General features: G+C 59.1%; 22 protein-coding genes. 18 read left to right on the forward strand and 4 right to left on the reverse strand.

All coding sequences use genetic code 11. From position 1 onward, the window contains the following. Nucleotides 1-528: 528 nt before the first annotated feature. The gene (locus tag ACSAMW_RS15780) at nt 529-1,464 is read left to right on the forward strand and encodes a YdcF family protein (protein WP_500591085.1); all 936 of its coding nucleotides are present in this window, start codon (nt 529-531) and stop codon (nt 1,462-1,464) included. Between the two features lie 136 nt (nt 1,465-1,600). Here ACSAMW_RS15780 and ACSAMW_RS15785 read toward each other — a convergent pair whose 3' ends face one another. Continuing rightward, complete coding sequence (locus ACSAMW_RS15785) at nt 1,601-3,205, reverse strand: inorganic phosphate transporter (protein ID WP_500591086.1); 1,605 nt, start codon at nt 3,203-3,205, stop codon at nt 1,601-1,603. 289 nt (nt 3,206-3,494) lie between these two features. Between ACSAMW_RS15785 and ACSAMW_RS15790 the strand changes: the two genes are divergently transcribed. Genes ACSAMW_RS15790 through ACSAMW_RS15810 form a run of 5 tightly spaced genes read left to right on the forward strand, consistent with a single transcriptional unit; the run spans nt 3,495 to nt 7,487 of the window. Then, nucleotides 3,495-4,457: a sulfonate ABC transporter substrate-binding protein gene (locus tag ACSAMW_RS15790; RefSeq protein WP_500591087.1), complete on the forward strand. Its 963-nt coding sequence runs from the start codon at nt 3,495-3,497 to the stop codon at nt 4,455-4,457. A 43-nt stretch (nt 4,458-4,500) separates the two neighbouring features. After that, nucleotides 4,501-5,649: an FMNH2-dependent alkanesulfonate monooxygenase gene (gene ssuD / locus ACSAMW_RS15795; RefSeq protein WP_500591088.1), complete on the forward strand. Its 1,149-nt coding sequence runs from the start codon at nt 4,501-4,503 to the stop codon at nt 5,647-5,649. A gap of 9 nt (nt 5,650-5,658) precedes the next feature. Next, entirely contained in the window at nt 5,659-6,447 is a 789-nt protein-coding gene (gene ssuC, locus ACSAMW_RS15800; protein WP_500591089.1) for an aliphatic sulfonate ABC transporter permease SsuC, read from the forward strand. After that, on the forward strand, nt 6,444-7,253 hold the full coding sequence (gene ssuB, locus ACSAMW_RS15805) for an aliphatic sulfonates ABC transporter ATP-binding protein (RefSeq protein ID WP_500591090.1): 810 nt from the start codon (nt 6,444-6,446) through the stop codon (nt 7,251-7,253). The genes ssuC and ssuB overlap by 4 nt, the downstream gene beginning before the upstream one ends. 18 nt (nt 7,254-7,271) lie before the next feature. Continuing rightward, complete coding sequence (locus ACSAMW_RS15810; RefSeq protein ID WP_168085268.1) at nt 7,272-7,487, forward strand: TOBE domain-containing protein; 216 nt, start codon at nt 7,272-7,274, stop codon at nt 7,485-7,487. 163 nt (nt 7,488-7,650) lie between these two features. On the opposite strand, the gene ACSAMW_RS15815 is transcribed toward ACSAMW_RS15810, so the two are convergent. Beyond that, entirely contained in the window at nt 7,651-9,027 is a 1,377-nt protein-coding gene (locus ACSAMW_RS15815) for a glutamine synthetase family protein (protein WP_500591091.1), read from the reverse strand. Between the two features lie 645 nt (nt 9,028-9,672). Here ACSAMW_RS15815 and ACSAMW_RS15820 point away from each other — a divergent pair. The 8 genes from ACSAMW_RS15820 (at nt 9,673) to bipL (ending at nt 18,919) form a co-directional block, all read left to right on the forward strand. Continuing rightward, nucleotides 9,673-11,031 carry a glutamine synthetase family protein gene (locus ACSAMW_RS15820; protein WP_168085266.1) on the forward strand — a complete coding sequence of 453 codons (1,359 nt, stop codon included), beginning with the start codon at nt 9,673-9,675 and terminating at the stop codon, nt 11,029-11,031. Nucleotides 11,032-11,076: 45 nt separating this feature from the next. Further along, the gene (locus ACSAMW_RS15825; protein ID WP_500591092.1) at nt 11,077-12,441 is read left to right on the forward strand and encodes an aspartate aminotransferase family protein; all 1,365 of its coding nucleotides are present in this window, start codon (nt 11,077-11,079) and stop codon (nt 12,439-12,441) included. Nucleotides 12,442-12,540: 99 nt separating this feature from the next. Further along, the gene (locus ACSAMW_RS15830; RefSeq protein WP_500591093.1) at nt 12,541-13,638 is read left to right on the forward strand and encodes a polyamine ABC transporter substrate-binding protein; all 1,098 of its coding nucleotides are present in this window, start codon (nt 12,541-12,543) and stop codon (nt 13,636-13,638) included. 179 nt (nt 13,639-13,817) lie between these two features. Continuing rightward, nucleotides 13,818-14,912, forward strand: a complete 1,095-nt coding sequence (locus ACSAMW_RS15835; protein ID WP_500591094.1) for a polyamine ABC transporter substrate-binding protein — start codon at nt 13,818-13,820, stop codon at nt 14,910-14,912. A 55-nt stretch (nt 14,913-14,967) separates the two neighbouring features. Then, the gene (potA, locus tag ACSAMW_RS15840; protein WP_500591095.1) at nt 14,968-16,110 is read left to right on the forward strand and encodes a polyamine ABC transporter ATP-binding protein; all 1,143 of its coding nucleotides are present in this window, start codon (nt 14,968-14,970) and stop codon (nt 16,108-16,110) included. 35 nt (nt 16,111-16,145) lie between these two features. Then, complete coding sequence (locus ACSAMW_RS15845) at nt 16,146-17,027, forward strand: ABC transporter permease subunit (protein WP_168085344.1); 882 nt, start codon at nt 16,146-16,148, stop codon at nt 17,025-17,027. Beyond that, nucleotides 17,024-17,920, forward strand: coding sequence for an ABC transporter permease subunit (locus ACSAMW_RS15850; protein ID WP_500591096.1), 897 nt, complete (start codon nt 17,024-17,026; stop codon nt 17,918-17,920). The genes ACSAMW_RS15845 and ACSAMW_RS15850 overlap by 4 nt, the downstream gene beginning before the upstream one ends. 60 nt (nt 17,921-17,980) lie before the next feature. Next, nucleotides 17,981-18,919, forward strand: coding sequence for a phospholipase BipL (gene bipL / locus ACSAMW_RS15855; protein WP_500591097.1), 939 nt, complete (start codon nt 17,981-17,983; stop codon nt 18,917-18,919). A gap of 55 nt (nt 18,920-18,974) precedes the next feature. Here the strand turns inward: bipL and ACSAMW_RS15860 are convergent, their stop codons facing one another. Next, the gene (locus ACSAMW_RS15860) at nt 18,975-19,709 is read right to left on the reverse strand and encodes a hypothetical protein (RefSeq protein WP_500591098.1); all 735 of its coding nucleotides are present in this window, start codon (nt 19,707-19,709) and stop codon (nt 18,975-18,977) included. Nucleotides 19,710-19,848: 139 nt separating this feature from the next. Here ACSAMW_RS15860 and ACSAMW_RS15865 point away from each other — a divergent pair, with 139 nt between their 5' ends. Beyond that, a complete protein-coding gene (locus tag ACSAMW_RS15865) occupies nt 19,849-20,472 on the forward strand; it encodes a 2OG-Fe(II) oxygenase (RefSeq protein ID WP_168085258.1) in 624 nt (207 codons plus the stop codon). A 65-nt stretch (nt 20,473-20,537) separates the two neighbouring features. Here ACSAMW_RS15865 and serA read toward each other — a convergent pair whose 3' ends face one another. Continuing rightward, the gene (gene serA, locus ACSAMW_RS15870) at nt 20,538-21,767 is read right to left on the reverse strand and encodes a phosphoglycerate dehydrogenase (protein ID WP_500591099.1); all 1,230 of its coding nucleotides are present in this window, start codon (nt 21,765-21,767) and stop codon (nt 20,538-20,540) included. A 346-nt stretch (nt 21,768-22,113) separates the two neighbouring features. Between serA and ACSAMW_RS15875 the strand changes: the two genes are divergently transcribed. The 3 genes from ACSAMW_RS15875 to ACSAMW_RS15885 all read left to right on the forward strand — a co-directional run bounded on the left by ACSAMW_RS15875 (nt 22,114) and on the right by ACSAMW_RS15885 (nt 24,777). Further along, on the forward strand, nt 22,114-22,779 hold the full coding sequence (locus tag ACSAMW_RS15875; RefSeq protein ID WP_500591100.1) for a fumarylacetoacetate hydrolase family protein: 666 nt from the start codon (nt 22,114-22,116) through the stop codon (nt 22,777-22,779). Nucleotides 22,780-22,872: 93 nt separating this feature from the next. Continuing rightward, a complete protein-coding gene (locus ACSAMW_RS15880; RefSeq protein WP_500591101.1) occupies nt 22,873-23,799 on the forward strand; it encodes an SdiA-regulated domain-containing protein in 927 nt (308 codons plus the stop codon). Between the two features lie 69 nt (nt 23,800-23,868). Continuing rightward, nucleotides 23,869-24,777 carry an SdiA-regulated domain-containing protein gene (locus tag ACSAMW_RS15885; RefSeq protein WP_500591102.1) on the forward strand — a complete coding sequence of 303 codons (909 nt, stop codon included), beginning with the start codon at nt 23,869-23,871 and terminating at the stop codon, nt 24,775-24,777.

Below are 24,777 nucleotides of genomic sequence, written 5' to 3' on the forward strand. Positions count from 1 at the left end.
GGCACGTTCGGTCACTGAGGCATAGCGGAACCTGCACAGTGTGATTCACCACTCAGAAAGCCTTACTCCCAATAGGACGCTGACATGAGACCTGTCGGTGCTTCTCCGCATTTAGCCTTTACGCCACCGCCCGACACAGTGCCCTCCGAAACAAGGCCGACGGTTACCTCTCAACCGCTTATCGCCACCCAAAGCCCTAACCTTGAGCGGCAGCGCGCTGCATCTGCTGAGCCAGCCGAACCTACTCGGCCGCGCGTGGCCGCAACGTCTTTGGTCGAGCAGCGTCTGCACGGGCTCCTACAGTCGCAAGTGGAGATGTCTCCGCCGTCGCCCCTTGTTCGGCGCCGCAGCCTGGACGCCGCCTCTGACGGGTTGTCGCAGCGGCAGCCCGGGTATGACGCCGCGCCTCTTAAACGCCAGCGGGTCGACGCCGTTGTGGACCCTGCCGAGGCAGCGACGTTACGGCGCATCATGCTGGAGGCTAATCGGTACAGCCTCAAGCCTGCCAGTGATTCACACCTGGAGCATGTGCGTCGCCTGCAAGGCTGCTTTGCACGCGCTGCTGAAGGGGGGATGAGTGCGTTAACAATGCCGACTCGCTTGTCATTGACCCCTGGTGGCGCATCCCAGTCATTGCCTGCCCAGACCGAAACCGCTTCGCAGTGGCTCAAGCGCATCGACAAGCCTGGCAGTTACCTAGTGCTCAACGGCAACAACGATGAAGGCTATGTGAAGCATGTGGCAGAAGTGATGCGCGATAGCCAACATACCCGGTTGATTTGCAGCGGGTTTGGCGGCCATGGCACCACGGGTCGGTACCCGATTTCAATCAACCGTACTGAGGGCGATCGCTTTCGGCAGATTCTCGAGGCGGGTGGCATCGATTCCGCACGCATCCTTGTGGACCCACGATCAACCAATAGCGGCGAGAACGCGATCTATGTTGGCCGCATCCTTGATGAGGAGAAGGTCCTAGGGCGTGCTGTTGACCGCGTGATAGTAGCGGGCACTCCAGCAGCGGTCTTTCGCCAAACGCACACCTATGCGCAGCAGCTGCGCATGAGCGATGCCCAGCCATTGGAAGTGGAGTCCTTTCCTTTCAGTGATGCAGCGCGCTATTGCGAATTAGCAGACCATGTGGCGGTCCTGCGCGAGTTTTCTACCACCCTTAACTACCTATGTAACACTGGTTACCTGCCTCAGAGCCCTGATTTGTACCCAAAGGCATTTTTCCAAGCTGCGCAGCAAAGCTTCTCAAGCCTTGCGAAAGGTATGCGCAGCGAGTACCCATCTGTTGATAAAAACGTATTGCACGCTTTTGAACACCTTAGTGATGCCCTCAGCACGCGCTTCCCTAAAGACGCGATGACTACTGAAGACAAGGACCAGGCACGAGTTGCGGACCGCTTTATGCGTTCAATGTTCGACGCGCTGGAGCGGACCTTCCCCCGTCGCCTCACTTGAGGGCAGTGATAACGAACGGCTTACCAGCAAGCTTTTTTCAGGCGCAAGGTCGCGCTCGCGCTGCCGATCATCCAGGCATGCGGCCGATCCATTACCGGTCGGGTATGAGTTAGAGGGCGTGGCCGCACGCATACCCTCAAACAAACTGCATGAACAACCAATACAGCCCTGCCGATAGTGCAATGGCTGCCGGTAGCGTAAGCACCCAGGCAAGCATCAGGTTACGTACGGTACGCATTTGCAGGCCTGAGCCGTTTGCCGCCATGCTGCCTGCGACCCCCGAAGACAGCACATGGGTAGTCGATACCGGCAGGCCGTACATGTCTGCGGCGGCGATAGTGAGCATGGCTACGGTTTCAGCACTGGCACCCTGGGCATAGGTCAGGTGGGCCTTGCCAATACGCTCGCCTACGGTGACGACGATGCGCTTCCAGCCGACCAGAGTGCCCAGGCCTAATGCCAAGGCGACCGCTACCTTCACCCAAGGTGGAATGAAGCGCGTGGCCTCGCTGATGTAGTCGGAAAACGCCTTGAGCTTGTCCCGGGTATCGGCATCGAAGGTTACCACCTTGTCCTTTTCCATCACCCGGATGGCTTCGGACGCCAGGTACATGTCGTTACGCACGTTGGAGCTGGCACGTGGGGGCACACGGTCCAGCGAGCCATAGGTTTTAACCTGCTCGCCAATATCCCCTACCAAAGCCGCCAGGGCAGGCACCAACGCTGGAATAGGCTTATGGTCGATCAGGAAACGCTCCAGGTGTTTGCGTGGGTCTTCGGTCGGTGCCTTGGGCTCGGCTTTTATCAGCGCCTGCTGGGTAACCTGGGCCAGGGCAACGAACTGTTGAGTCTGCTGCTCGGGAATGGCGCGGTTCAGTGCATAGGCCATGGGCAGCGTGCCGATCAGAATCAGCATGATCAGGCCCATGCCTTTCTGCCCATCATTGGAACCATGGGCAAAGGACACGCCAGTGCAGGTCAGGATCAGCAGCCCGCGAATCCAGAAGGGAGGCGGGGTATTACCTTCCGGTGCCTGGAACAGCTCACGGGTTTTGACAAGGCGGCGCAGCGTCAGCAGTACCAAGGCCGCACATACAAAGCCGATCAAGGGTGACAGCAGCAGTGCATAACCCACCTTGGCCGCCTGCCCCCAATCCACGCCGGAGGTACTGTCCCGGCCGCTCATCCACGCATTGGCCACCCCTACGCCAATGATCGAGCCGATCAAGGTATGGGACGAGGAGGCGGGCAGGCCTAATGACCAGGTTGCCAGGTTCCATATGATCGCCGCGATCAATAGCGCAAAGATCATGGCAAAGCCCGCTGAAGAGCCGACCTGGAGGATCAACTCCACCGGCAGTAGCGCGATAATGCCAAACGCAACCGCGCCACTGGAGGTCAGCACACCCAGGAAATTGAAGGCGCCGGACCACATCACTGCCACATGCGCAGGCAACGAGTGGGTATAGATCACGGTCGCCACGGCATTGGCCGTGTCATGGAAACCGTTCACGAACTCGAAACCCAGGGCAATCACCAGTGCCACGCCTAGCAATATGTAAGGTGCCCACGTGGTAGTGGCTGCGTTGCTCTCATCCAGGTCACTTCTGAGGCTGAAAAACATGTAGCTCAGCCCGATTGCCAGCACTGCATAGAACACCGTTTTGATCAGGGGAGATGCACGACGGTCAAGCACAGGGCCCTTTCTGGCAGCACCTGTGTTGAAGGTATGAGTGGTCATCGGGGAGGCTCCGGGCCATGGGGGACCTGCCCCATGATCCTCGCAAAATGTGACAGAAAGTTTCCAGATGGCGCGAATGGTGACCCATTAGACGTGCGGTAATTCTTTTTAAGTATAAGCAAATAAAAAAATATGATTTATGGATATAAAAAGATCCCTGTACTCTCGCTTCATGTTCACACGGCGGCCTTGATCCGCATACGCCGCAGGGCTTGAGCGCCCTTCAAGTGGCAGCCCGCGAAGGCGCAGCCGGTCACCACCCCCTTATTGAGTTTTCAAGGAGAGCGCCATGCGCCCACTGACCTTGCGTCGCCGGCTGGCTGCAGTATTTGTAGCCACCCTAGCCGTTGGCGTATTCAGCCAGGCCCAGGCCGATACCTTGCGTATCGGTTACCAGAAGTACGGCACGCTGGTGCTGCTCAAGGCCAAGGGCACGCTGGAAAAGCGCCTGGCCGAGCAGGGCGTTACCGTACAGTGGACCGAGTTTCCCGGCGGCCCCCAATTGCTTGAGGGCTTGAACGTGGGCTCTATCGATTTCGGGGTAACCGGTGAAACGCCGCCGGTGTTTGCCCAGGCTGCTGGTGCCGACCTGCTGTATGTCGCCCATGAGCCACCAGCACCTACCAGTGAAGCCATCCTGGTGCCCAAGGACTCACCTGTTACCAGCGTGAAAGACCTCAAAGGAAAGAAGGTGGTGCTGAACAAAGGCTCCAATGTTCATTACCTGTTGGTACGTGCCCTGGAAGATGCTGGCTTGAAGTACAGCGACATCCAGACAGTGTTCCTGCCACCTGCCGACGCCCGCGCAGCATTCGAGCGTGGCAGTGTAGACGCCTGGGTGATCTGGGACCCCTACCAGGCGGCGGCCGAGCAACAGCTAAAGGCGCGCACCCTGCGCGACGGTAGCGGCCTGGTGGACAACAACCAGTTTTACCTGGCCACACGCCCTTATGCGCAGGCCCACCCGGCTGTAGTGGCTGCGTTAGTGGATGAAGTGCGCAAGACCGGCGAGTGGTCCCGGGCCAACCCTGAAGAAGTCACCCAGCAAGTTGCGCCATTACTGGGCCTGCCTGAGCCCATTGTGTTGACCACAGTGAAGCGTCAAGGCTTCGGGGCAACCTACGTGGCACCTGACGTGGTAGCCGCGCAACAGAAAATCGCCGATGCCTTCTATCAGCTCAAGCTGATTCCAAAGCCGCTGAGCATCAAGGACGTGATCTGGACACCGCCGGCTAACGTTGCGGCCAAATGACTTTGCGCCGGCGTGTCCGGCCCCTACTCTGGAGACAACTCCCATGAGCCTGAATATTTTCTGGTTTCTGCCTACCCACGGTGACGGTCATTACCTGGGCACCTCCGAAGGCGCCCGTGCCGTCGACCATGGTTACCTGCAGCAGATCGCACAGGCTGCCGACCGCCTGGGCTTTGGTGGCGTACTGATCCCTACCGGGCGTTCCTGTGAGGACTCTTGGTTGGTGGCCGCGTCACTCATTCCGGTTACCCAGCGGTTGAAATTCCTGGTGGCCCTGCGCCCTGGAATCATTTCGCCCACCGTGGCCGCCCGCCAGGCAGCCACCCTGGATCGCCTGTCCAATGGCCGGGCCTTGTTTAACCTGGTGACCGGGGGCGACCCGGACGAGTTGGCCGGCGACGGCCTGTTCCTCAGCCACGAAGAGCGTTATGAAGCCTCGGTGGAGTTCACTCGCATCTGGCGCAAGGTGTTGGAAGGCGAAACCGTGACCTACGAAGGCAAGCACTTGCAGGTCAAGGGCGCGAAATTGCTGTATCCGCCTATCCAGCAACCGCGCCCCCCACTCTATTTCGGAGGGTCTTCGGAGGCTGCTCAGGACCTGGCCGCCGAACAGGTGGAGCTGTACCTCACTTGGGGCGAGCCGCCTGCCGCCGTTGCAGAGAAAATCGCCCAGGTACGTGCCAAGGCTGCCGCACAGGGGCGTACGGTGCGCTTCGGTATTCGGCTGCATGTGATCGTGCGTGAAACCAACGAAGAGGCCTGGACCGCCGCCGACCGGCTCATTGCGCAGTTGGACGACGAGACCATTGCCAGGGCGCAGTCTGCGTTCTCACGTTTCGACTCGGTAGGCCAGCAGCGCATGGCGGCCCTGCACGGCGGTAGCCGCGACAACCTTGAAGTCAGCCCTAACCTGTGGGCAGGCGTGGGCCTGGTACGGGGCGGCGCAGGTACTGCTCTTGTAGGCGATGGCCCCACGGTCGCAGCCCGCGTGAAGGAGTACGCCGACCTGGGTATCGACACGTTCATCTTCTCCGGCTACCCGCACTTGGAAGAGTCCTACCGCGTCGCCGAACTGCTGTTCCCCCATCTGGACATACAGCAGCCGCAGGCACCGGGTGGCAAAGGCTATATCAGTCCGTTTGGAGAAATGGTGGCCAATGACATTCTGCCCAAAGCAGCAGCACAAAGCTGAGGGGTTGGCATGAGTATTTCAAACAAGATCGCCGACAGGCTGGCACCGTGGGCGTTGCCGGTTCTACTACTGGCCGCCTGGCAACTGGCGGTCAGCGCTGGCTGGCTTTCTACGCGCATCCTGCCAGCGCCCAGCGCTGTGCTGGAGGCAGGTGTGCAACTGGTACGTTCCGGTGAAATCTGGACGCACCTGGCCATCAGCAGCTGGCGTGCGGCAGTGGGCTTTTCCATCGGCGGCGCCATAGGCCTTGCGCTGGGCTTTGTCACTGGGCTGTCGCGCTGGGGTGAACGGTTGCTGGACAGCTCTGTGCAGATGATTCGCAACGTCCCTCACCTGGCGCTTATTCCCCTGGTCATCCTGTGGTTCGGCATCGATGAGTCGGCAAAAATCTTCCTGGTCGCATTGGGTACGCTGTTCCCCATCTACCTGAACACCTACCACGGCATTCGCAACGTGGACCCCGCTTTACTGGAGATGTCACGCAGCTATGGGCTGTCCGGCTTTGCATTGTTCTGGCAGGTGATCCTGCCCGGTGCGCTGCCGTCCATCCTGGTAGGGGTGCGGTTTGCACTGGGCTTCATGTGGCTCACCTTGATCGTGGCCGAAACCATCTCTGCCAGTTCCGGGATTGGCTACCTGGCCATGAACGCACGGGAGTTTCTGCAAACCGATGTAGTGGTGCTGGCCATCGTGTTGTACGCGGTGCTGGGCAAGCTGGCAGACCTGGCTGCTCGTGGCCTGGAGCGCGTATGGCTGCGCTGGCACCCGGCCTATCAAACGAAGGAGGGCCGCGCATGAGTATCCTGAACGAGACGCCCCACTTCCTGCGTGGCATTGGCCTTGACGTGGCCCAGCTCACCAAGACCTTCGGCGAACGCCAAGTGTTGCAAGGCATCGACCTGCATATTCCTGCGGGGCAGTTCGTAGCAGTAGTGGGGCGCAGCGGGTGTGGCAAAAGTACCTTGCTGCGTTTGCTGGCAGGCCTGGACAAGCCCAGCGCTGGCCGGTTGGACAGCGGAGAGACCCGCCTGGAGGCTGTGCGTGACAGCACGCGGCTGATGTTCCAGGAGCCGCGCCTGCTGCCGTGGAAAACCGTCATCGAAAACGTGGGCCTGGGCTTGAAAGGCGACTGGAGGCCCAAGGCACTGGAAGCCTTGAATGCCGTGGGCCTGGCAGAGCGCGCCAAAGAGTGGCCAGCCGCGCTGTCCGGTGGGCAGAAGCAACGCGTTGCCTTGGCGCGCGCGCTGATCCACGAACCTCGGCTGCTGCTGCTCGATGAGCCCCTGGGTGCCCTGGATGCGCTCACCCGTATTGAAATGCAACAGCTGCTCGAACGCCTGTGGGCCCAACACCGCTTTACGGTTGTGCTGGTAACCCACGACGTGTCTGAGGCTGTGGCCGTCGCGGACCGTGTGATTCTGATCGAGGAGGGCCGCATTGGCCTGGACGTAGCAGTAGACCTGCCGCGGCCTCGCCAACGGGGCTCGCACGCCTTGGCCGACATTGAAACCCGCATCCTGGACCGTGTGCTGTTGCTGCCCGGCCAGGAAGCACCGCAAGCACCCGAAACGCCCCTGCCTACGCAATTGCGTTGGGCCTACTGATGTTACGAGGAAATTGCCATGACCATTAAAGCCATCAACGTTCGCAACCAGTTTAAAGGCACCGTGAAAGAAATCATCGAAGGGCCGGTGCTGTCGGAAATCGATGTCCAAACGGCATCGGGTATCGTGACGTCTGTTATCACGACGCGCTCTGTAAAAGAACTGGAACTGGGCGTGGGCAGCGAAGTGATCGCCTTTGTGAAGTCCACTGAAGTGTCGATCGCCAAACTCTAACCCTGCGGGCAAATCTGGGTCTGATAGCCTGCAAATTCGGCCAGGCCTGTTGCGTACAACAGGCTTTCGTCAGTAGGTTCCCGGCCTCCGCCTTCGGCTCCAACCGGTCCCACAGCACGTGACATAGCTGCCGTGGGAGCGGAGGGCCAGCCTGCATAAGGCATCACACCGTATGCAGGTACCAGTTGTACTCCAGGTCCGAAATGGAGTGCTCGAACTCCGCCAGTTCGCTTTCCTTGCACGCTACGAAAATATCGATGTATTTAGGGTCGATGTACCGGGCCATGATCTCGCTGTCGTCCAGCGCACGTAGTGCGTCGCGCAGGTTGTTTGGCAAGCTGGGTTCGGTTTGTTCGTAAGCGTTGCCTTCCAACGGGTCACCCGGTTCGCATTGGCTGGTCAAGCCATGGTGGACACCCGCTAGAACCGCTGCCATCAGCAGATACGGGTTGGCGTCGGCGCCTGCCACACGGTGCTCAATGCGTACGGCGTCGGCTGACGCCGTAGGGACGCGCAGGGCCACGGTGCGGTTGTCCAGCCCCCAGGTAGGGGAGTTGGGCACATAGAACTGCGCGCCAAAACGGCGGTATGAGTTCACGTTCGGGCAGAGAAAGGCCATGGAGGCCGGCAGGGTCTCGAGCACACCGCCGATTGCGTGACGCAATGCGGCGTTCTGCTCGGGATCCTCGCTGGTGAAGATGTTCTTGCCGTCCCTGTCCAGGATTGAAATGTGAACGTGCAGGCCGTTGCCTGCCTGGCCTGGATAGGGCTTGGCCATGAAGGTGGTGTCCATTTCATGGTCGTAGGCAATGTTCTTGATCAGCCGCTTGAGCAATACCGCGTAATCGCACGCCTTGAGCGGGTCGGCCACATGGTGAAGGTTCACTTCGAATTGTGCCGGCGCACTTTCCTTCACGATGGCGTCTGCAGGGATATGCTGTTCCTTGGCGCCCTCGAGGATGTCCTGCAGGCAATCCACATATTCATCCAAGTCGTCGATCAGGTAGACCTGAGTTGATTGCGGGCGCTTGCCGGAAATGGGAGAACGCGGTGGCTGAGGGCGCCCGTTTACGTTTTCCTGATCAATGAGGTAGAACTCAAGCTCGAAGGCCGCGCAAATGGTCAGGCCCATGTCGTCGAACTTCTGCACCACTTGGCGCAGTACTTCGCGAGGGTCTGCGAAGAACGGTTCGCCTTCCAACTCATGCATGGTCATCAGCAACTGCGCGGTAGGGCGCTTCTGCCAGGGCTCGTTGCTGAGTGTGTTGGGAATGGGATAGCAGATACGGTCGGCGTCGCCGATATCCAGGCCTAGCCCTGTGCTTTCTACTGTGGAGCCGTTGATATCCAAAGCGAACAGGGATGCTGGAAGGTTGATGCCTTTTTCGTACACTTTGTGCAGGCTGGTGCGCTCAATGCGCTTGCCACGCACTACACCATTCATATCTGCAATTAGAAGGTCAACGTACAGAACCTCAGGATGATCCTTAAGGAATGCGTTCGCTTCGTTAAGCTGAACGGCACGCGGGGGTACCGACATGATGCAACACCTTTGTTGTTAAAAATATCAATCACTGGCTTACAGCAGTCTCAGTCAATCCGAAAGCCAATACGAAGTCAAGCGGGCCTCTGAGCGCCTTTTTACAAGGCATTCCTGGCCTGATTGCCCATTTAAGGTGCGTTTTCCGATAAGTTATCCAACATGCTGCAACTCTCCTTTTTGGCTTGTGCCGAATTTTTTACAGGGTGTTGTGTAAAAAATTGAACGACGCTAAGCTCGGCTACATCCCAGAACAGCAACAATAACGGGGAGTATCATGGCACGCCTGGTCCGCTTCGGCGCAAATGCCTGGTTTGCAGGGCCACTGCATGTTTTGCAGCCGTTGGCCGGTACAGCGACACCCTATCACTACAACGCTTGCGGCTCGACCGCGGCGCGCCCCGAATCTTTACCTGTTCGTATTACCATACTGCCAGAAGTCGCCCCTGCGTGCCCGGCTGCCTTGCCGGCCGGCGGCAGCACAGGCGCGCCTGCAGCACATGGCTTTAACACTTTACAGGGCATACCGGCCTGGGTGCTTTCAGCGCGCAAGGTATGCCCGAGCACCGCGCACCACACGCTGACGCACAGGCGTCAAACACACCAGGCCTTCTTCAGGCCAGGCCCTTACCTCCTGAGGTATTTATGAGTACCAACCTCGACCAGCTCACTGATTGGTTGAAAAAGCACAAGATCACTGAAGTCGAATGCCTGATCAGTGACCTGACCGGCATTACCCGCGGCAAGATTTCGCCGACCAACAAGTTCATTGCCGAAAAAGGCATGCGCCTGCCGGAAAGCGTACTGCTGCAGACCGTGACGGGTGACTATGTAGAAGACGACATCTATTACGAGCTGCTGGACCCGGCCGACATCGACATGCTCTGCCGCCCGGACGAGCATGCTGTGTTCCTGGTGCCCTGGGCCATCGAACCTACTGCGCAGGTGATCCACGACACCTATGACAAGCAGGGCAACCCGATCGAGCTGTCTCCTCGCAACGTGCTCAAGAAAGTGCTCAAGTTGTATGCCGACCGCGGTTGGCAGCCCATTGTGGCGCCGGAGATGGAGTTTTACCTGACCAAGCGCTGCGACGACCCGGACTTCCCGCTGCAGCCGCCCATTGGCCGCTCCGGCCGGCCGGAAACCGGTCGTCAGTCCTTTTCCATCGAAGCCGCCAACGAATTCGATCCTTTGTTCGAGGACGTGTACGACTGGTGCGAGTTGCAGAACCTGGACCTCGATACACTGATCCACGAAGACGGCACGGCGCAGATGGAAATCAACTTCCGTCACGGCAGCGCCCTGGCATTGGCGGACCAGATCGTGGTGTTCAAGCGCACCATGCGCGAGGCCGCGCTCAAGCACAACGTGGCCGCAACCTTCATGGCCAAACCCATGACCGGCGAGCCAGGTAGTGCCATGCACCTGCACCAGAGTGTGGTCAGCGTGGAAACAGGCAAGAGCATCTTTTCCAACGAAGACGGCTCCATGAGCCAGCTGTTCCTGCATCATGTGGGTGGGTTGCAGAAGTACATTCCCGAATCGCTGCCCTTGTTCGCACCTAATGTGAACTCGTTCCGCCGCTTCCTGCCAGATACCTCGGCCCCGGTAAACGTGGAGTGGGGCGAAGAGAACCGTACAGTCGGCTTGCGCGTGCCAGACGCCACCCCGCAGAACCGACGTGTGGAAAACCGCCTGCCTGGTGCGGACGCCAACCCGTACCTGGCCATTGCTGCCAGCCTGCTGTGTGGCTACATCGGCATGGTAGAAGGCATTCCGCCCAGTGCGCCGGTTCATGGGCGTGGTTATGAGCGCCGCAACCTGCGCCTGCCGCTGACCATTGAGGATGCGCTGGAGCGGATGGAAAACTGCAAGATCATCGAGAAATACCTGGGTCGCAAGTTTGTGACCGGGTACGTGGCGGTGAAGCGGGCAGAGCATGAAAACTTCAAACGCGTGATCAGTTCGTGGGAACGGGAATTCCTGCTGTTCGCGGTCTGATCATCACCGGCCAGCCTGCAGGGCTGGCCGGCCCAGGAGGCAAGCATGAGCAACAACAACCCACAAACCCAGCAGTGGCAAACCCTGAGCAGTGATCATCACCTGGCGCCCTTCAGTGATTACAAACAACTGAAGGAGAAAGGCCCGCGCATCATTACCAAGGCACAGGGTGTCCATCTCTGGGACAGCGAGGGCCACAAGGTCCTCGACGGTATGGCGGGGCTGTGGTGTGTCGCCGTAGGCTACGGGCGTGAAGAACTGGTGCAGGCGGCGGCCACCCAGATGCGCGAGCTACCGTATTACAACCTGTTCTTCCAGACCGCTCACCCACCTGCGCTGGAACTGGCACGGGCCGTGGTTGATGTGGCACCTGAAGGCATGAGCCATGTGTTCTTCACCGGTTCCGGCTCCGAAGGCAACGATACGGTGCTGCGGCTGGTTCGCCACTATTGGGCACTGCAAGGCAAACCGCATAAAAAAACCATCATCAGCCGCGTCAATGGCTATCACGGTTCGACCGTCGCCGGTGCCAGCCTGGGCGGCATGTCCGGTATGCACGAACAAGGCGACCTGCCCATCCCGGGCATCGTGCACATTGCCCAGCCCTATTGGTACGGCGAAGGCGGCGACCTGTCGCCCGACGCCTTTGGGGTATGGGCCGCAAACCAGCTGGAAGAGAAGATTCTGGAGCTGGGCGTGGACCAGGTCGGCGCATTCATTGCCGAGCCGATTCAGGGCGCTGGTGGCGTGATCATTCCGCCGGACACCTACTGGCCGCGCATCAAGGAAATCCTGGCCAAGTACGACATCCTGTTTGTGGCTGATGAAGTGATCTGTGGCTTTGGCCGCACTGGCGAGTGGTTCGGCAGTGATTACTACGGCCTTGAGCCAGACCTGATGACCATTGCCAAAGGCCTGACCTCCGGTTATGTGCCTATGGGTGGTGTAATCGTTCGGGATCGCGTGGCCAAGGTCATCAGCGAAGGCGGCGACTTCAATCATGGCTTTACCTATTCTGGCCACCCGGTGGCCGCTGCCGTTGGCCTGGCCAACTTGCGACTGCTCCATGACGAAAACATCATAGGGCGAGTTAAAGCCGAAACGGCACCGTACTTGCAAAAGCGCCTGCGGGAACTCGCAGACCACCCGCTGGTAGGCGAGGTCCGGGGGTTGGGCATGCTTGGCGCTATCGAACTGGTAAAAGACAAGGCAACGCGCCAGCGATACGAGGGCCAAGGCGTAGGCATGATTTGTCGGCAGTTCTGTTTCGACAACGGGCTGATCATGCGCGCCGTGGGCGACACCATGATCATTGCGCCGCCCTTGGTGATCAACCGCGAAGAAATCGACGAGTTGGTGACCAAAGCACGCATGTGCCTGGACCTTACGCTTAATGCAGTTTATGGCTAAATGCTAGGCTGTGCGGCGGTGCGCTTGATCAAGCGTACCGCCGACTGGTAAGGCGCCGACGCCCAACAGGTGGTTATCAAAAAATTTGGAGCATGACGGATGAAGAAATTTGGCAAGACACTGCTCGCCATGTCATTGATGGGGGCCGTAGTCGGGGCAGTGCACGCTGACGACAAGGTGCTTCATGTGTATAACTGGTCGGACTACATCGCACCAGACACCGTGAAGAAATTTGAAGACGAGTCGGGCATCAAAGTGGTGTACGACGTGTTCGACAGCAACGAGACCCTGGAAGCCAAGCTGTTGGCGGGCAAGTCCGGTTACGACATTGTGGTGCCGTCCAACAACTTCCTGGCCAAGCAGATCAAGGCTGGCGTTTACCAGGAACTGGACAAGGCCAAGCTGCCTAACTGGAAAAACCTGGACGAGTCGCTGCTCAAGGCGGTAGGTGACGCCAGCGACCCCGGCAACGCCCATGCCTTCCCTTATATGTGGGGCACTATCGGTATCGGTTACAACCCTGAGAAGGTCAAGGCTGCGCTGGGCGTGGACAAGATCGACTCCTGGGACACACTGTTCAAGCCAGAGAATATCGCCAAGCTCAAGTCCTGCGGCGTGAGCTTCCTGGACTCACCGACCGAAATGCTGCCTGTGGCACTGCATTACCTGGGCCTGCCAACCAATACCCAGAAAAAGGACGAGTTGAAGAAAGCTGAAGAGCTGTTCCTGAGCATTCGCCCCAGCATCACGTACTTCCACTCGTCCAAGTACATCTCGGACCTGGCCACCGGCAACATCTGCGTGGCCGTGGGCTACTCGGGTGACGTACAGCAGGCCAAGTCCCGTGCGGCAGAAGCGGGCGGCAAGGTGAAGGTCAGCTACACCATTCCCAAGGAAGGTGCAGGCACCTTCTATGACATGGTGGCCATTCCCAAGGATGCCGAGAACGTCGAGGGTGCTTATAAGTTCATGAACTTCCTGCTCAAGCCGCAAGTGATGGCTGAAATCACCAACGCTGTGCAGTTCCCGAACGGCAACAAGGCGGCCACTCAGTTCGTGGACGAGGCAATCAAGTCTGATCCCAACATCTACCCATCAGACGACGTGAAAGCCAAGTTCTACGCGATTTCGGACCTGCCGGCGGCCACTCAACGCGAGATGACCCGTAGCTGGACCAAGATCAAGTCGGGCAAGTAAAACCGGTCGGCTTGGAGGCCTGTCCCGCCGCTTGGCGGGCAGGCAACCGGACCTATCCTTCGGATTTTTAAAGAATTCATTTTGCCCAATTGCTTTATGGAAGGTAAGTTGCGCGCCGGTTTCGCATTCTGGTCGGTCGATCGCCGTCTGAAAAGAACACGTTTCGAGAGGATACACATTTGTCTCACTCCCTAATTGGCAAAGCGATCCTGCTCTCCACCGGCCTGGCCCTTGCAGTCGGCGCCCAGGCAGCGGGGCAGGTGAAGATCTACAACTGGTCTGACTATGTTGGCGAGACAACCCTGGCCGACTTCGAGAAAGCGACAGGTATCAAGCCTTCCTATGACGTGTTCGACTCCAACGAGACCCTCGAAGGCAAATTGCTGGCGGGACGTACCGGCTATGACGTCGTGGTGCCGTCCAACCACTTTCTCGGAAAGCAGATAAAAGCCGGCGTATTCCAGAAGCTCGACCGCAGCCAGCTACCGAACTGGAACAAGCTGGACCCTGCGCTGATGAAACGGCTGGAAGCCAACGACCCAGGTAACCAATACGCTGTGCCTTACCTGTGGGGCACTAACGGTATCGGCTATAACGTGGCCAAGGTGAAGGCCGCGCTGGGTACAGACAAGATCGACTCCTGGGCTGTGCTTTTCGAGCCCGAGAACATGAAGAAACTGCAGAAGTGTGGCGTAGCGTTCCTCGACTCCCCGGACGAGATGATGCCGGCCGTTCTGCAGTACCTGGGGCTGGACCCCAACAGCACCAACCCCGATGACTACAAAAAGGCAGAAGCCAAGTTGTTGGCTGTTCGGCCCTATATTCGCTACTTCCATTCTTCCAAGTACATCACCGACCTGTCAGCGGGCAACATTTGTGTTGCAGCCGGTTTCTCCGGGGATGTATTCCAGGCGCGCAACCGTGCCAAGGAAGCCAAGAACGGCGTGAACGTTGCCTATGCCGTTCCAAAGGAAGGCGGCAACCTCTGGTTCGACATGCTGGCCATTCCTGCAGATGCGCCGGACGTGAAAGCCGCCCATGCCTTCATCAACTATATGCTTGAGCCAAAGGTGATTGCGCAGGTCAGTGACTATGTGGGCTATGCCAACCCGAACCCTGAGGCGCGAGCCGACATGGACAAAGCCGTAAGCGAAGACCCTGCGGTGTACCCGCCACAGGACGTGCTCGACAAGGCATATGTGAACCATGAGCTGCCGCCAAACATTCAGCGCTTGATGACCCGTTCCTGGACGCGCATCAAGACAGGCAAGTAATTAACCTTTTGCCCGCCACTTTGGGCGGGCGCGTGAACAAGTTGGGAGTTCGTTGATGGCCGTTGCCTCCAGTGCCTACAAGAAAGCCCTCGAAGGCGGGCAGCACCTCAAAGAGGTGTTGGTCAAGATCGATCGGGTGACCAAGAAATTCGATGAAACGGTCGCTGTAGACGACGTTTCCCTGCAGATCCACAAGGGCGAAATCTTTGCCCTGCTGGGCGGGTCCGGGTCGGGCAAGTCGACCTTGCTCCGCATGCTGGCCGGCTTCGAGCGGCCCACGGAAGGCCGGATCTTCCTGGATGGTGAGGACATTACCGATATGCCGCCTTACAAGCGGCCCATCAACATGATGTTCCAGTCCTATGCGCTGTTTCCGCACATGACAGTGGCGCAGAACATTGCCTTCGGCCTGAAGCAGGACAAGATGCCTAGCGCCGAAATCGATGCGCGCGTAGCTGAAATGCTCAAGCTGGTGCACATGACCCAGTATGCCAAGCGCAAGCCGCATCAGTTGTCAGGTGGGCAGCGCCAGCGTGTGGCCCTGGCGCGCTCCCTGGCCAAGCGGCCCAAGCTGCTGTTGCTCGACGAGCCCATGGGCGCCCTGGACAAGAAGCTGCGCTCGGAAATGCAGCTGGAACTGGTACAGATCATCGAGCGCGTAGGCGTTACCTGTGTGATGGTGACCCACGACCAGGAAGAGGCCATGACCATGGCCGAGCGCGTGGCGATCATGCACCTGGGCTGGATTGCTCAGATCGGCAGCCCGGTGGACATCTACGAGACGCCGACCAGCCGCCTGGTGTGCGAGTTCATCGGTAACGTCAACCTGTTCGAAGGCCAGGTGGTCGAGGACATGGAAGGCTATGTCTTGATCAGTTCACCGGAGCTTGAACGTAGCATCTATGTGGGCCATGGCGTGAGTACGGCGGCTGAAGACAAGAGCGTGACCTACGCCCTACGGCCGGAAAAACTACTGGTGACCACCGAGCAGCCTACCACCGAGCACAACTGGTCCCGTGGCAAGGTGCATGACATTGCCTACCTAGGCGGGCACTCGGTGTTCTACGTGCAACTGCCTAGCGGCAAGATCGTGCAATCCTTCGTGGCCAACGCAGAGCGCCGCGGAGCCCGACCTACCTGGGACGATGAAGTGTTCGTGTGGTGGGAAGACGACAGCGGCGTGGTGCTTCGTTCATGAACCGAAAAAAAATCAAGCGCATCTACAACCGCTGGGTGCCCGGCGGCCGGCAATGGGTAATTGGTGTCCCATTCATATGGCTGTTCCTGTTCTTCATGCTGCCGTTCTTCATCGTACTGAAGATCAGCTTTGCCGAAGCCGACGTGGCCATTCCGCCCTACACGGACATCTGGCAGTACGCCGAGGGCAAGATCAATATCGCCCTCAACCTGGCCAACTACCTGCTGTTGGGCGACGACGACCTCTATTTCGCGGCCTATTTCGGCTCCCTGAAAATGGCGTTCTTCAGCACCCTGCTGTGTGTGCTGATCGGCTATCCCATGGCGTACGCCATGTCCATTGCCAAGAAAGAAACCCAAACGGTCCTACTGCTGCTGATCATGATGCCCACCTGGACGGCCATCCTGATCCGCGTGTATGCGTGGATGGGCCTGTTGAGCAACAACGGCTTGCTCAATGGCTTTTTGATGTACCTGGGCGTGATCGATCAGCCCCTGCAGATCCTGAATACCAACCTGGCGGTGTACATTGGCGTGGTGTATTCGTACCTGCCGTTCATGATCCTGCCGCTGTTTGCCAACCTGGTGAAACACGACCAGAGCCTGCTTGAAGCGGCGTCGGACCTAGGCTCCAGCCGCTTCAACAACTTCTGGAAAATCACCGTGCCGCTGTCGAAGAACGGCATCATCGCCGGTTGCATGCTGGTGTTCATTCCTGTGGTAGGTGAGTTCGTGATTCCCGAGCTGCTGGGTGGCCCGGAAACCCTGATGATCGGCAAGGTGCTGTGGCAGGAGTTCTTCAACAATCGCGATTGGCCGGTGGCATCCGCATTGGCCGTTGTGATGCTGGTGCTGTTGATCATTCCGATCCTGCTGTTCAACCGTAGCCAGGCCAAAGAGCTGGAGGGCAAGCTATGACGTCTCGTTTCCGGTTCTCCACCTTCATGCTGTGGGCAGGGTTGATCTTCATCTATGCGCCCATGCTGATCCTGGTGATTTTCTCGTTCAACGCCTCCCGGCTGGTGACAGTGTGGGGCGGTTGGTCGGTGAAGTGGTATCAAGGGCTGTTACACAACGACCAGTTGATGAGCGCGGTCTTCCGTTCCCTGGAAATTGCCACCTACACCGCCATCTCCTCGGTCATTTTGGGAACGCTGGCGGCATTTGTGCTAACGCGTGTACCTCGCTTCAAGGGCCGCACCCTGTTTGGTGGCCTGGTCACGGCGCCCCTGGTGATGCCTGAAGTGATCACCGGCCTGTCATTGCTGCTGCTGTTCGTGGCCATGGCACAGGTAGTCGGCTGGCCGCAGGAGCGTGGGGTGCCGACTATCTGGATTGCGCACACCACCTTCTGTGCGGCCTATGTAGCCGTGGTGGTGTCTGCCCGCCTGCGTGAACTGGACCTGTCCATCGAAGAAGCAGCCATGGATCTGGGCGCCCGGCCTTGGAAGGTATTCCTTCTGATTACCATTCCGATGATCGCGCCTTCGCTCGCAGCAGGCGGCATGATGTCTTTCGCGCTGTCGCTGGACGACCTGGTATTAGCAAGCTTTGTGGCCGGCCCGGGTTCGACTACGCTGCCCATGGAGGTGTTCTCACAGGTACGCCTGGGCGTGAAGCCGGAGATCAATGCCATCGCCAGCCTTATTCTGCTGGTGGTGTCTGTCTTCACGTTCTTTGTGTGGTTCTTCAGCCGCCGTGCCGAAGAGCGACGTCGCCGGGCCATTCAGCAGGCTATCGAGGAAGCGGCCGTAGCCAACTCGTCACAGCCAGACCCGCGCCGTGCCAGGCCTGAGGTGGTTTCGGCCTGAAGGTGCTTGTTCAATAGCCGTGGGCAGGGGTAGGGTTGCCCGTACAACCGGGTGACCCTGATGACTGCGACCTTCCATCCTGATCGGCTGCGCGCCAGCCTTTCCTTGCTCAACGAGACGTGTGCGCCTTGCCAGCAAGGCGCAGCGTATCAGCGTTTCTACGGCTTGGACCTGCCAGGCAGTGCCGTGCGGTTCGATACGCTTCTGGGGCGCTTTGCGGCTGAAGGGTTCGAGCTGGTGTGCCAGGTATGGCTACCTCGTCAGCCACGGGGCACGCTGTTTCTGTTGCACGGGTTCTACGATCACATGGGCTTGTTCCGCCATGTGATTGCCTGGGCCTTGGGCTGCGGGCTGGCGGTGGTGTCATGCGACCTGCCAGGGCATGGGCTGTCCAGTGGGCCACGCGCCAGTATTCGACACTTTGGCCATTACCAATCCACCCTTGATGGGTTGTTTGCCCAAGCTCAAGCCCTGGGCCTGCCACGGCCCTGGCATGCGTTAGGGCAAAGCACTGGGGGTGCGATCCTGATCGACCATGCGCTGCATAAAGGCAGTAGCAGCCCTGTGGACGGTCGCCTCATGTTGCTGGCGCCTCTGGTTCGCCCACGTGCCTGGGGCTGGTCCCAGTTGAGCTATCACGTGCTTAGCCCTTTTGTGGACGGTATTGCCCGGCGCTTCAGCGAAAATAGCAATGACCCAGCTTTTTTGCCCTTTCTGCAGGCAGACCCTCTGCAGCCTTTGAGGTTGCCAACCGCGTGGGTAGGTGCGCTGGTGGAGTGGGTACGCCGGATCGAAGCGGCGCCTGCGTGCACCCTTACGCCACTGATCGTGCAGGGCGAGCAGGACATGACAGTGGACTGGCGGCACAACCTGCGGGTGCTGGAGCGCAAGTTCAAGCAGCCCGAAGTACTACGCCTGCCTCCAGCCCGACACCATTTGGCCAACGAGGCAGACTATATTCGTGCGCAATACCTGCCGTTTCTGGAGCAGTATCTGTAACCGGTGTGACGGCATACGCGTCAGGTTCCAGGGCTCCGCCGGCATAGTAGTGCTGCTACCGCGCCCCGACCGCCAACCCCGCCTTTACCGCCGCCAGTGCGGCCTGGTAGTACGCATGCCCCTCCGGCGATTCGGCAAAGTTCACAAACTCCTCCAGCTCCGGATCACTAAGGCCTCGGTAGACGTACAGCAGGGTGTTGTCCAGGTCTGTGCCAATCTGCTGCATCAACCGTTCACGTTGGCCATTGAGCATGCTCTGGGCCGGCGCGCCCCCTAGCAGCCCAGGAATCATTGAGCTGAGGCTGTCAGCCGCCACGCCTGCAATCGCCAGGCTCACCTCGGCGCCTGCTTCACGCGCAGGCAAGGCGCGGGAAAGGTGGCCAATGAGCAACTGGCGAGTATCGCTGGCCTGCATCTTCGGCAGGCCCTGAGCATTGCGCGCCAGTTGGTCCGGGCGGGTAGCCAACAACTCGGCCGCCACTACTTTGCGGCCCAATGGGGACTGGAAGAACGTTAAGGCGGGCTGAGGGTTTGCCAGTGCCTGGCGCAGGCTGCCTTCAGCACGTTGATCGACGGTCTGGGCTGAAAAACGTTGGTTGCTGTTGTTTACCAAGGCTTGGAACACCGCCGGTGGAAGGCTGTTCTGGTAGCGTTGCTGAGCCGCCTTTAGCGCATCGGTGAAATGAGCACGTTGTTCTGGCCAGCCGGCAGCCTTGTAAAGCGCGTCGTGGAGGTCTGCCCACGCCGGCAAGGCGCAGAACATCAACACAACGAAAAGAAAACGACGCATGAAGGACTCCTGTCGGCAGGGCGCTATTGTCTGTGTCAAGGGCGGCCTTTGTCGAGAGAGGCAAGGCAGTAGCCGATGAAACTCGGCCTGCGCTTCGTAGGTGCTGTTTGTTTCACGGGCGTATCGCTAACATGTGTCGATGAAAATAGCCCTCGATCACCCATTGTTCACGCGTATCGCTTCCGACCTCGCCGATCATGGCTGGTCGCATCACACTATTTTCCTTCCGCCGGCACTGACCCAGGCCTTGGCCACGGATTGCCAGCGCCGGGCGGCCGATGGGCTGCTTACGCCTGCAGCGACAGGGCGTGGCATCGGCGCTCAGGTTCGCGAAGGTATCCGCGGCGACGCTATCGACTGGGTGGAGCCAGGGCAGTCTGCGCCTGTCGACAGCTGGCTCACACTGATGGATTGCTTGCGGCAGAGCTTGAACCAGTCCCTTTACCTGGGGCTGGAGGATTTTGAGGGGCATTTTGCCTGCTACCCACAGGGTGGCTATTACACGCGCCACCTGGACCGCTTCAACGACGACGACCGACGCGTGGTGTCCACCGTTTTGTATCTGAATGACGCCTGGTTACCCGAAGACGGAGGCCAGCTGCGCCTGTACCTGCCTGATCAGCGAGTACATGACGTGGTGCCTACGGGGGGCGCATTCGTGGCCTTCATGTCGGGGCAGGTTCCCCATGAAGTGATGCCAGCCATGCGGGAGCGGCGCTCGCTGACCGGCTGGTTGCGCCGCCGGGGCGAGCTGCCTTTGTGAGGCACAGTGAAGCTCACATGCTTACGTTGTAGCGTACGCCGCCCCTTTCAGGGCGGCCGATGCCATCAGAACAATACGCGGCAGCGAATGGTGCCGTTAATGTGCTGCAACTTGGCTTGTGCCAGGTCCGAGTATTCGGCGTCCACGTCAATGACGACATAGCCGACCTTCTCGTTGGTTTGCAGAAACTGACCGGAGATGTTGATGCCATTCTCCGCAAACACCTTGTTGATCTCGCTCAGCACGCCCGGAATGTTCTCGTGGATGTGCAACAGGCGATGCTTGCCAGGGTGAGCCGGCAAAGCCACTTCGGGGAAGTTGACCGACGATACGGAAGTGCCGTTGTCGCTGTACTTGACCAGCTTCTCTGCCACTTCCAGCCCGATGTTGGCTTGGGCTTCGGCGGTGGAACCACCGATATGCGGGGTGAGGATCACGTTGTCCAGGCCACGCAGAGGGCTCTCGAAAATGTCTTCGTTGGAGCGCGGCTCCACCGGGAACACGTCGATGGCTGCGCCGATCAAGTGCTTGTCTTTGATCGCTTCGGCCAAAGCTTCCAGGCGCACCACGGTGCCGCGGGCCGCGTTGATCAGGATGCCGCCTTTTTTCATGGCGCGGATTTCTTCTTCACCAATCATCCACTTGGTGGACGGCAACTCAGGTACATGCAGCGACACAATGTCCGCCAGGCCCAGCAGCTCCTTGAGCGTAGGCACCTGTGTAGCGTTGCCCAGCGGCAGCTTGGTCAGCGGGTCATAGAAGAACACCTGCATGCCCAGGCCCTCGGCCAGTACGGACAGCTGCGTACCGATCGAACCATAGCCGACGATGCCGAGCTTCTTGCCACGGATCTCGAACGAGTTCGCGGCGCTCTTGATCCAGCCACCGCGGTGGCAGGAGGCGTTCTTTTCAGGGATGCCCCGTAGCAGCAGAATGGCCTCGGCCAGTACCAGCTCGGCCACTGAACGGGTGTTGGAGTAGGGCGCGTTGAAGACGGCAATACCGCGTTCACGGGCAGCGTTGAGGTCGACCTGGTTGGTTCCAATGCAGAAGCAGCCGACCGCTACCAGTTTTTTCGCACAGTCGAACAGCTCTTCGGTCAGGTGCGTACGCGAACGAATACCGATGAAATGGGCATCGGCGATCTTGGCCTTGAGGTCCGCTTCGGGCAGGGAGCTGGAGTGGTACTCGATGTTGGTGTAACCGGCCGCCTTGAGCGTGTCCACGGCAGTCTGGTGTACGCCTTCGAGAAGAAGGAACTTGATCTTGCTCTTGTCGAGAGAAGTCTTGCTCATCTGCTTAAACCTGGTTCCGAAAAAATGGCGGGGAGAAGAACGACCGCTACGTGCGCGCTGCACCTGAGCAGCCCTGCAGCGGGGGCTTATGCTAGCATGTTCGCCTTCCTTGACGCCCGCGCTCAGACGTGAAGATGCCTCAGGCAGCGTATGAGAGAATTACGGGTTCGCTTATCTGCTTGAGTGTTACTAGGTTCCGTCTGAAATATGTTTGTGCGAAGGTCAGGCAAGGCGAAAGCAGGCGAGGAAGCGGAGTTTACTGGTTGTAAATGAGCATTCCGAGCCTGCTTTCAACGCAGCATCACCGAGCACAGATATATTTCAGACAGAACCTAAGGGGTCGATCATGAACTACCAGCACCAGTACGCCGACGGCGCCCACATTCATTTCCCGTTAGGGAAAGTGGTGTGCATTGGCCGCAATTATGCCGAACATGCCGCAGAGCTGAACAACCCGGTGCCCACCGAGCCTTTGTTGTTCATCAAGCCGGGCAGTTGCGTTGTGCCCGCCGAGGGCGGGTTCAAGATTCCCGAAGGCCGTGGGTCGGTCCATTATGAAACCGAAATTGCCGTGTTGCTGGGCAAGCCGCTGTCCAACCAGCCCAGCGAGGAAGAAGTGCGAGACGCCATTTCCGGTTTCGCACCTGCCTTGGACCTTACGCTGCGTGACGTGCAAGCGAAGCTGAAGGAAAAAGGCCTGCCTTGGGAAATCGCCAAGTCATTCGACGGTGCTTGTGTGCTGTCGCCCTTCGTCCCTGCCAGCCAGTTTCCGGACCTGGCCGACATTCCTGTGCGCCTTACCTTAAACGGCGAGGTTCGGCAGGACGGTAACAGCGGGATGATGCTCAATGCCATCGTGCCGATGATCCAGCACATGGCAGCCCAATTCTCGCTGCAAGCGGGTGATGTGGTGCTCACCGGCACACCTGTAGGCGTTGGCCCGTTGGCGAGCGGTGATGAACTAGTGATCGAGTTGCCAGGCGCCACTCGCGTCGAAACCCGAGTGCTCTGAAGCGTTGAGTTCGAAGCGGTCGGGTTTCCCGATTTTTTCACATCGGGTACGGATAATACGCCAGCATTCCGCACCCGACCGCAGGTAACGCTTATGTCCAGCACTGCCACTTCGCCCAACGCCCTTGGTAGCCGGCGCTCGCCGGATCGCCGGCGGTTATTGCTAAGCGCCTTGGTGCTGATAGTGGCCTACGTGATCGCGGCCGTGTTGCACTGGGACGATCGCGCGGTGTTGTGGTTCAAGGAGTACTTCACTTCCTCGGCCGAGCAGGCACAAGCGGTCTGGCTACCGGGTTACCGCGCCACCATCGATGCCAAGCCGCTGCCTGGCATGGAAGACGACGAGGCCTCGGACCTGACCTACGATCCGGTCAGCCATACCCTGTACGCGGTGATGGGTAAACATCCGTTTCTGGTTCAACTGAGCCTGCAAGGGGATGTGCTGCGCAAGATTCCCCTTGTGGGCTGGGCCAACCCGGAGGGTGTGGCCATGCTGGGTGACGGGCGCCTGGCAATCACCGATGAGCGCCTGCATACCCTGGTGGTGGTTACCGTACAGCCAGAGACAACAACCCTGAACTACCAAGCGTTTCCAGCCGTGGACCTAGGCACGTCCCCCAACCAGAACAAAGGGTTTGAAGGTGTTGCCTGGGATGCCAAGCATCAGCGACTGTTGTTGGGGCAGGAGCGCCCGCTAGAACTGTTCAGCCTCAAGCAGGCAGACAACGGCCGCTTTGTCGTAGACAAGCAGCCCGTGGCCAGCGATGCCTTGGACATGCGCAATTTGTCGGCCATGGATATCGATCCTCGTACTGGCAACCTTCTACTGCTTTCAGCCGATTCGCACCTGTTGATGGAGGCCAACCCAGAAGGCAAGCCGGTCAGCTTCATGGCCTTGCTCGGTGGCTTCAATGGCATCAAGAACACCATTCCTCGTGCCGAGGGTGTTGCGCTGGACGAGCAGGGCACGCTGTATATGGTCAGTGAACCTAACCTGTTCTACGCCTTCAAGAAAAAATAGGCCTGCGCTTAAGTCGCGCTTCAGGGAAATATGGTTTTATCGGCAGGTTTCTTCCTGAACGATACCTCCATGCTCTCGCTATTATCTGCTCGCCCTGTGCGTTTTTGTCTGTTCCTTGCTGTGTTGGTGGTAGGCGCCAGCCTGGCCTACCGGTCCCCTGTGCCTGCTCGGCTCTGGTTCGAGGTGAGCCGGTGGTTTTCTTCCGATACGTCTGCCATAGGGCTTGACCATTACCGGGTTACGCTCGAGGCCCTGCCCTTGGCAGGCCTGGACAATATTTCGGCGCTGACCTATGACCCGGATCGTAACACCCTCTTTACCGTCACCAATAAACAGCCAGAGCTGATAGAGCTTTCGCTGGAAGGCGAGGTGTTGCGGCGCATTCCGCTTGAGGGGCTCGATGACCCTGAAGCGGTGGAATACATCGCCCCTGGCACTTACGTGATCAGTGATGAGCGGCAGCAGCGGCTGGTGCAGGTGGAAGTGGACGATCACACCCAGCGCCTGAATGCAGCCGATGCGCACCATCTTTCATTGGGGTTAGGCCTCAATGGCAACAAAGGTTTCGAGGGCCTGGCCTATGACGGCGCCAGCAAGCGCCTGTTCGTGGCCAAGGAGCGCGACCCGGTGCGCATCTATGAAGTGAGCGGGTTTCCCATGGGTGGGGCAGGGCCTGTTGCCGTTAGCATCGCGGAAAACCCGGAGCGGGACCGGGCCATGTTCGTGAAAGACCTGTCCAGCCTGCAGTTCGACCCCCGCACGGGGCACCTGATGGTGGTCTCCGACGAATCGCGGGTGCTGGTTGAGCTCAACACCAACGGCAAGCCGGTGGCCAGCCTGTCGCTGGTCGCGGGGGCGGCCGGCTTGAAGCGCAATGTGCCCCAAGCCGAAGGTATCGCTATGGATGCCGAGGGCACTTTATATATCGTGAGCGAGCCGAATCTGTTTTATCGTTTTGAGCCGCAGCCCGTTCATTAG

This window comes from Pseudomonas sp. AB39(2026), from assembly GCF_059831485.1.

Coding starts and splice junctions, on each gene's coding strand:
- potA (WP_500591095.1), top strand. CDS start 14,968: ATGGCCGTTGCCTCCAGTGCCTACAAGAAAGCCCTCGAAGGCGGGCAG.
- ACSAMW_RS15860 (WP_500591098.1), bottom strand. CDS start 19,709: ATGCGTCGTTTTCTTTTCGTTGTGTTGATGTTCTGCGCCTTGCCGGCG.
- ACSAMW_RS15850 (WP_500591096.1), top strand. CDS start 17,024: ATGACGTCTCGTTTCCGGTTCTCCACCTTCATGCTGTGGGCAGGGTTG.
- ACSAMW_RS15810 (WP_168085268.1), top strand. CDS start 7,272: ATGACCATTAAAGCCATCAACGTTCGCAACCAGTTTAAAGGCACCGTG.
- bipL (WP_500591097.1), top strand. CDS start 17,981: ATGACTGCGACCTTCCATCCTGATCGGCTGCGCGCCAGCCTTTCCTTG.
- ACSAMW_RS15820 (WP_168085266.1), top strand. CDS start 9,673: ATGAGTACCAACCTCGACCAGCTCACTGATTGGTTGAAAAAGCACAAG.
- ACSAMW_RS15830 (WP_500591093.1), top strand. CDS start 12,541: ATGAAGAAATTTGGCAAGACACTGCTCGCCATGTCATTGATGGGGGCC.
- ACSAMW_RS15865 (WP_168085258.1), top strand. CDS start 19,849: ATGAAAATAGCCCTCGATCACCCATTGTTCACGCGTATCGCTTCCGAC.
- ACSAMW_RS15790 (WP_500591087.1), top strand. CDS start 3,495: ATGCGCCCACTGACCTTGCGTCGCCGGCTGGCTGCAGTATTTGTAGCC.
- ACSAMW_RS15825 (WP_500591092.1), top strand. CDS start 11,077: ATGAGCAACAACAACCCACAAACCCAGCAGTGGCAAACCCTGAGCAGT.
- ACSAMW_RS15880 (WP_500591101.1), top strand. CDS start 22,873: ATGTCCAGCACTGCCACTTCGCCCAACGCCCTTGGTAGCCGGCGCTCG.
- ACSAMW_RS15885 (WP_500591102.1), top strand. CDS start 23,869: ATGCTCTCGCTATTATCTGCTCGCCCTGTGCGTTTTTGTCTGTTCCTT.
- serA (WP_500591099.1), bottom strand. CDS start 21,767: ATGAGCAAGACTTCTCTCGACAAGAGCAAGATCAAGTTCCTTCTTCTC.
- ACSAMW_RS15875 (WP_500591100.1), top strand. CDS start 22,114: ATGAACTACCAGCACCAGTACGCCGACGGCGCCCACATTCATTTCCCG.
- ssuB (WP_500591090.1), top strand. CDS start 6,444: ATGAGTATCCTGAACGAGACGCCCCACTTCCTGCGTGGCATTGGCCTT.
- ssuD (WP_500591088.1), top strand. CDS start 4,501: ATGAGCCTGAATATTTTCTGGTTTCTGCCTACCCACGGTGACGGTCAT.
- ACSAMW_RS15785 (WP_500591086.1), bottom strand. CDS start 3,205: ATGACCACTCATACCTTCAACACAGGTGCTGCCAGAAAGGGCCCTGTG.
- ACSAMW_RS15815 (WP_500591091.1), bottom strand. CDS start 9,027: ATGTCGGTACCCCCGCGTGCCGTTCAGCTTAACGAAGCGAACGCATTC.
- ssuC (WP_500591089.1), top strand. CDS start 5,659: ATGAGTATTTCAAACAAGATCGCCGACAGGCTGGCACCGTGGGCGTTG.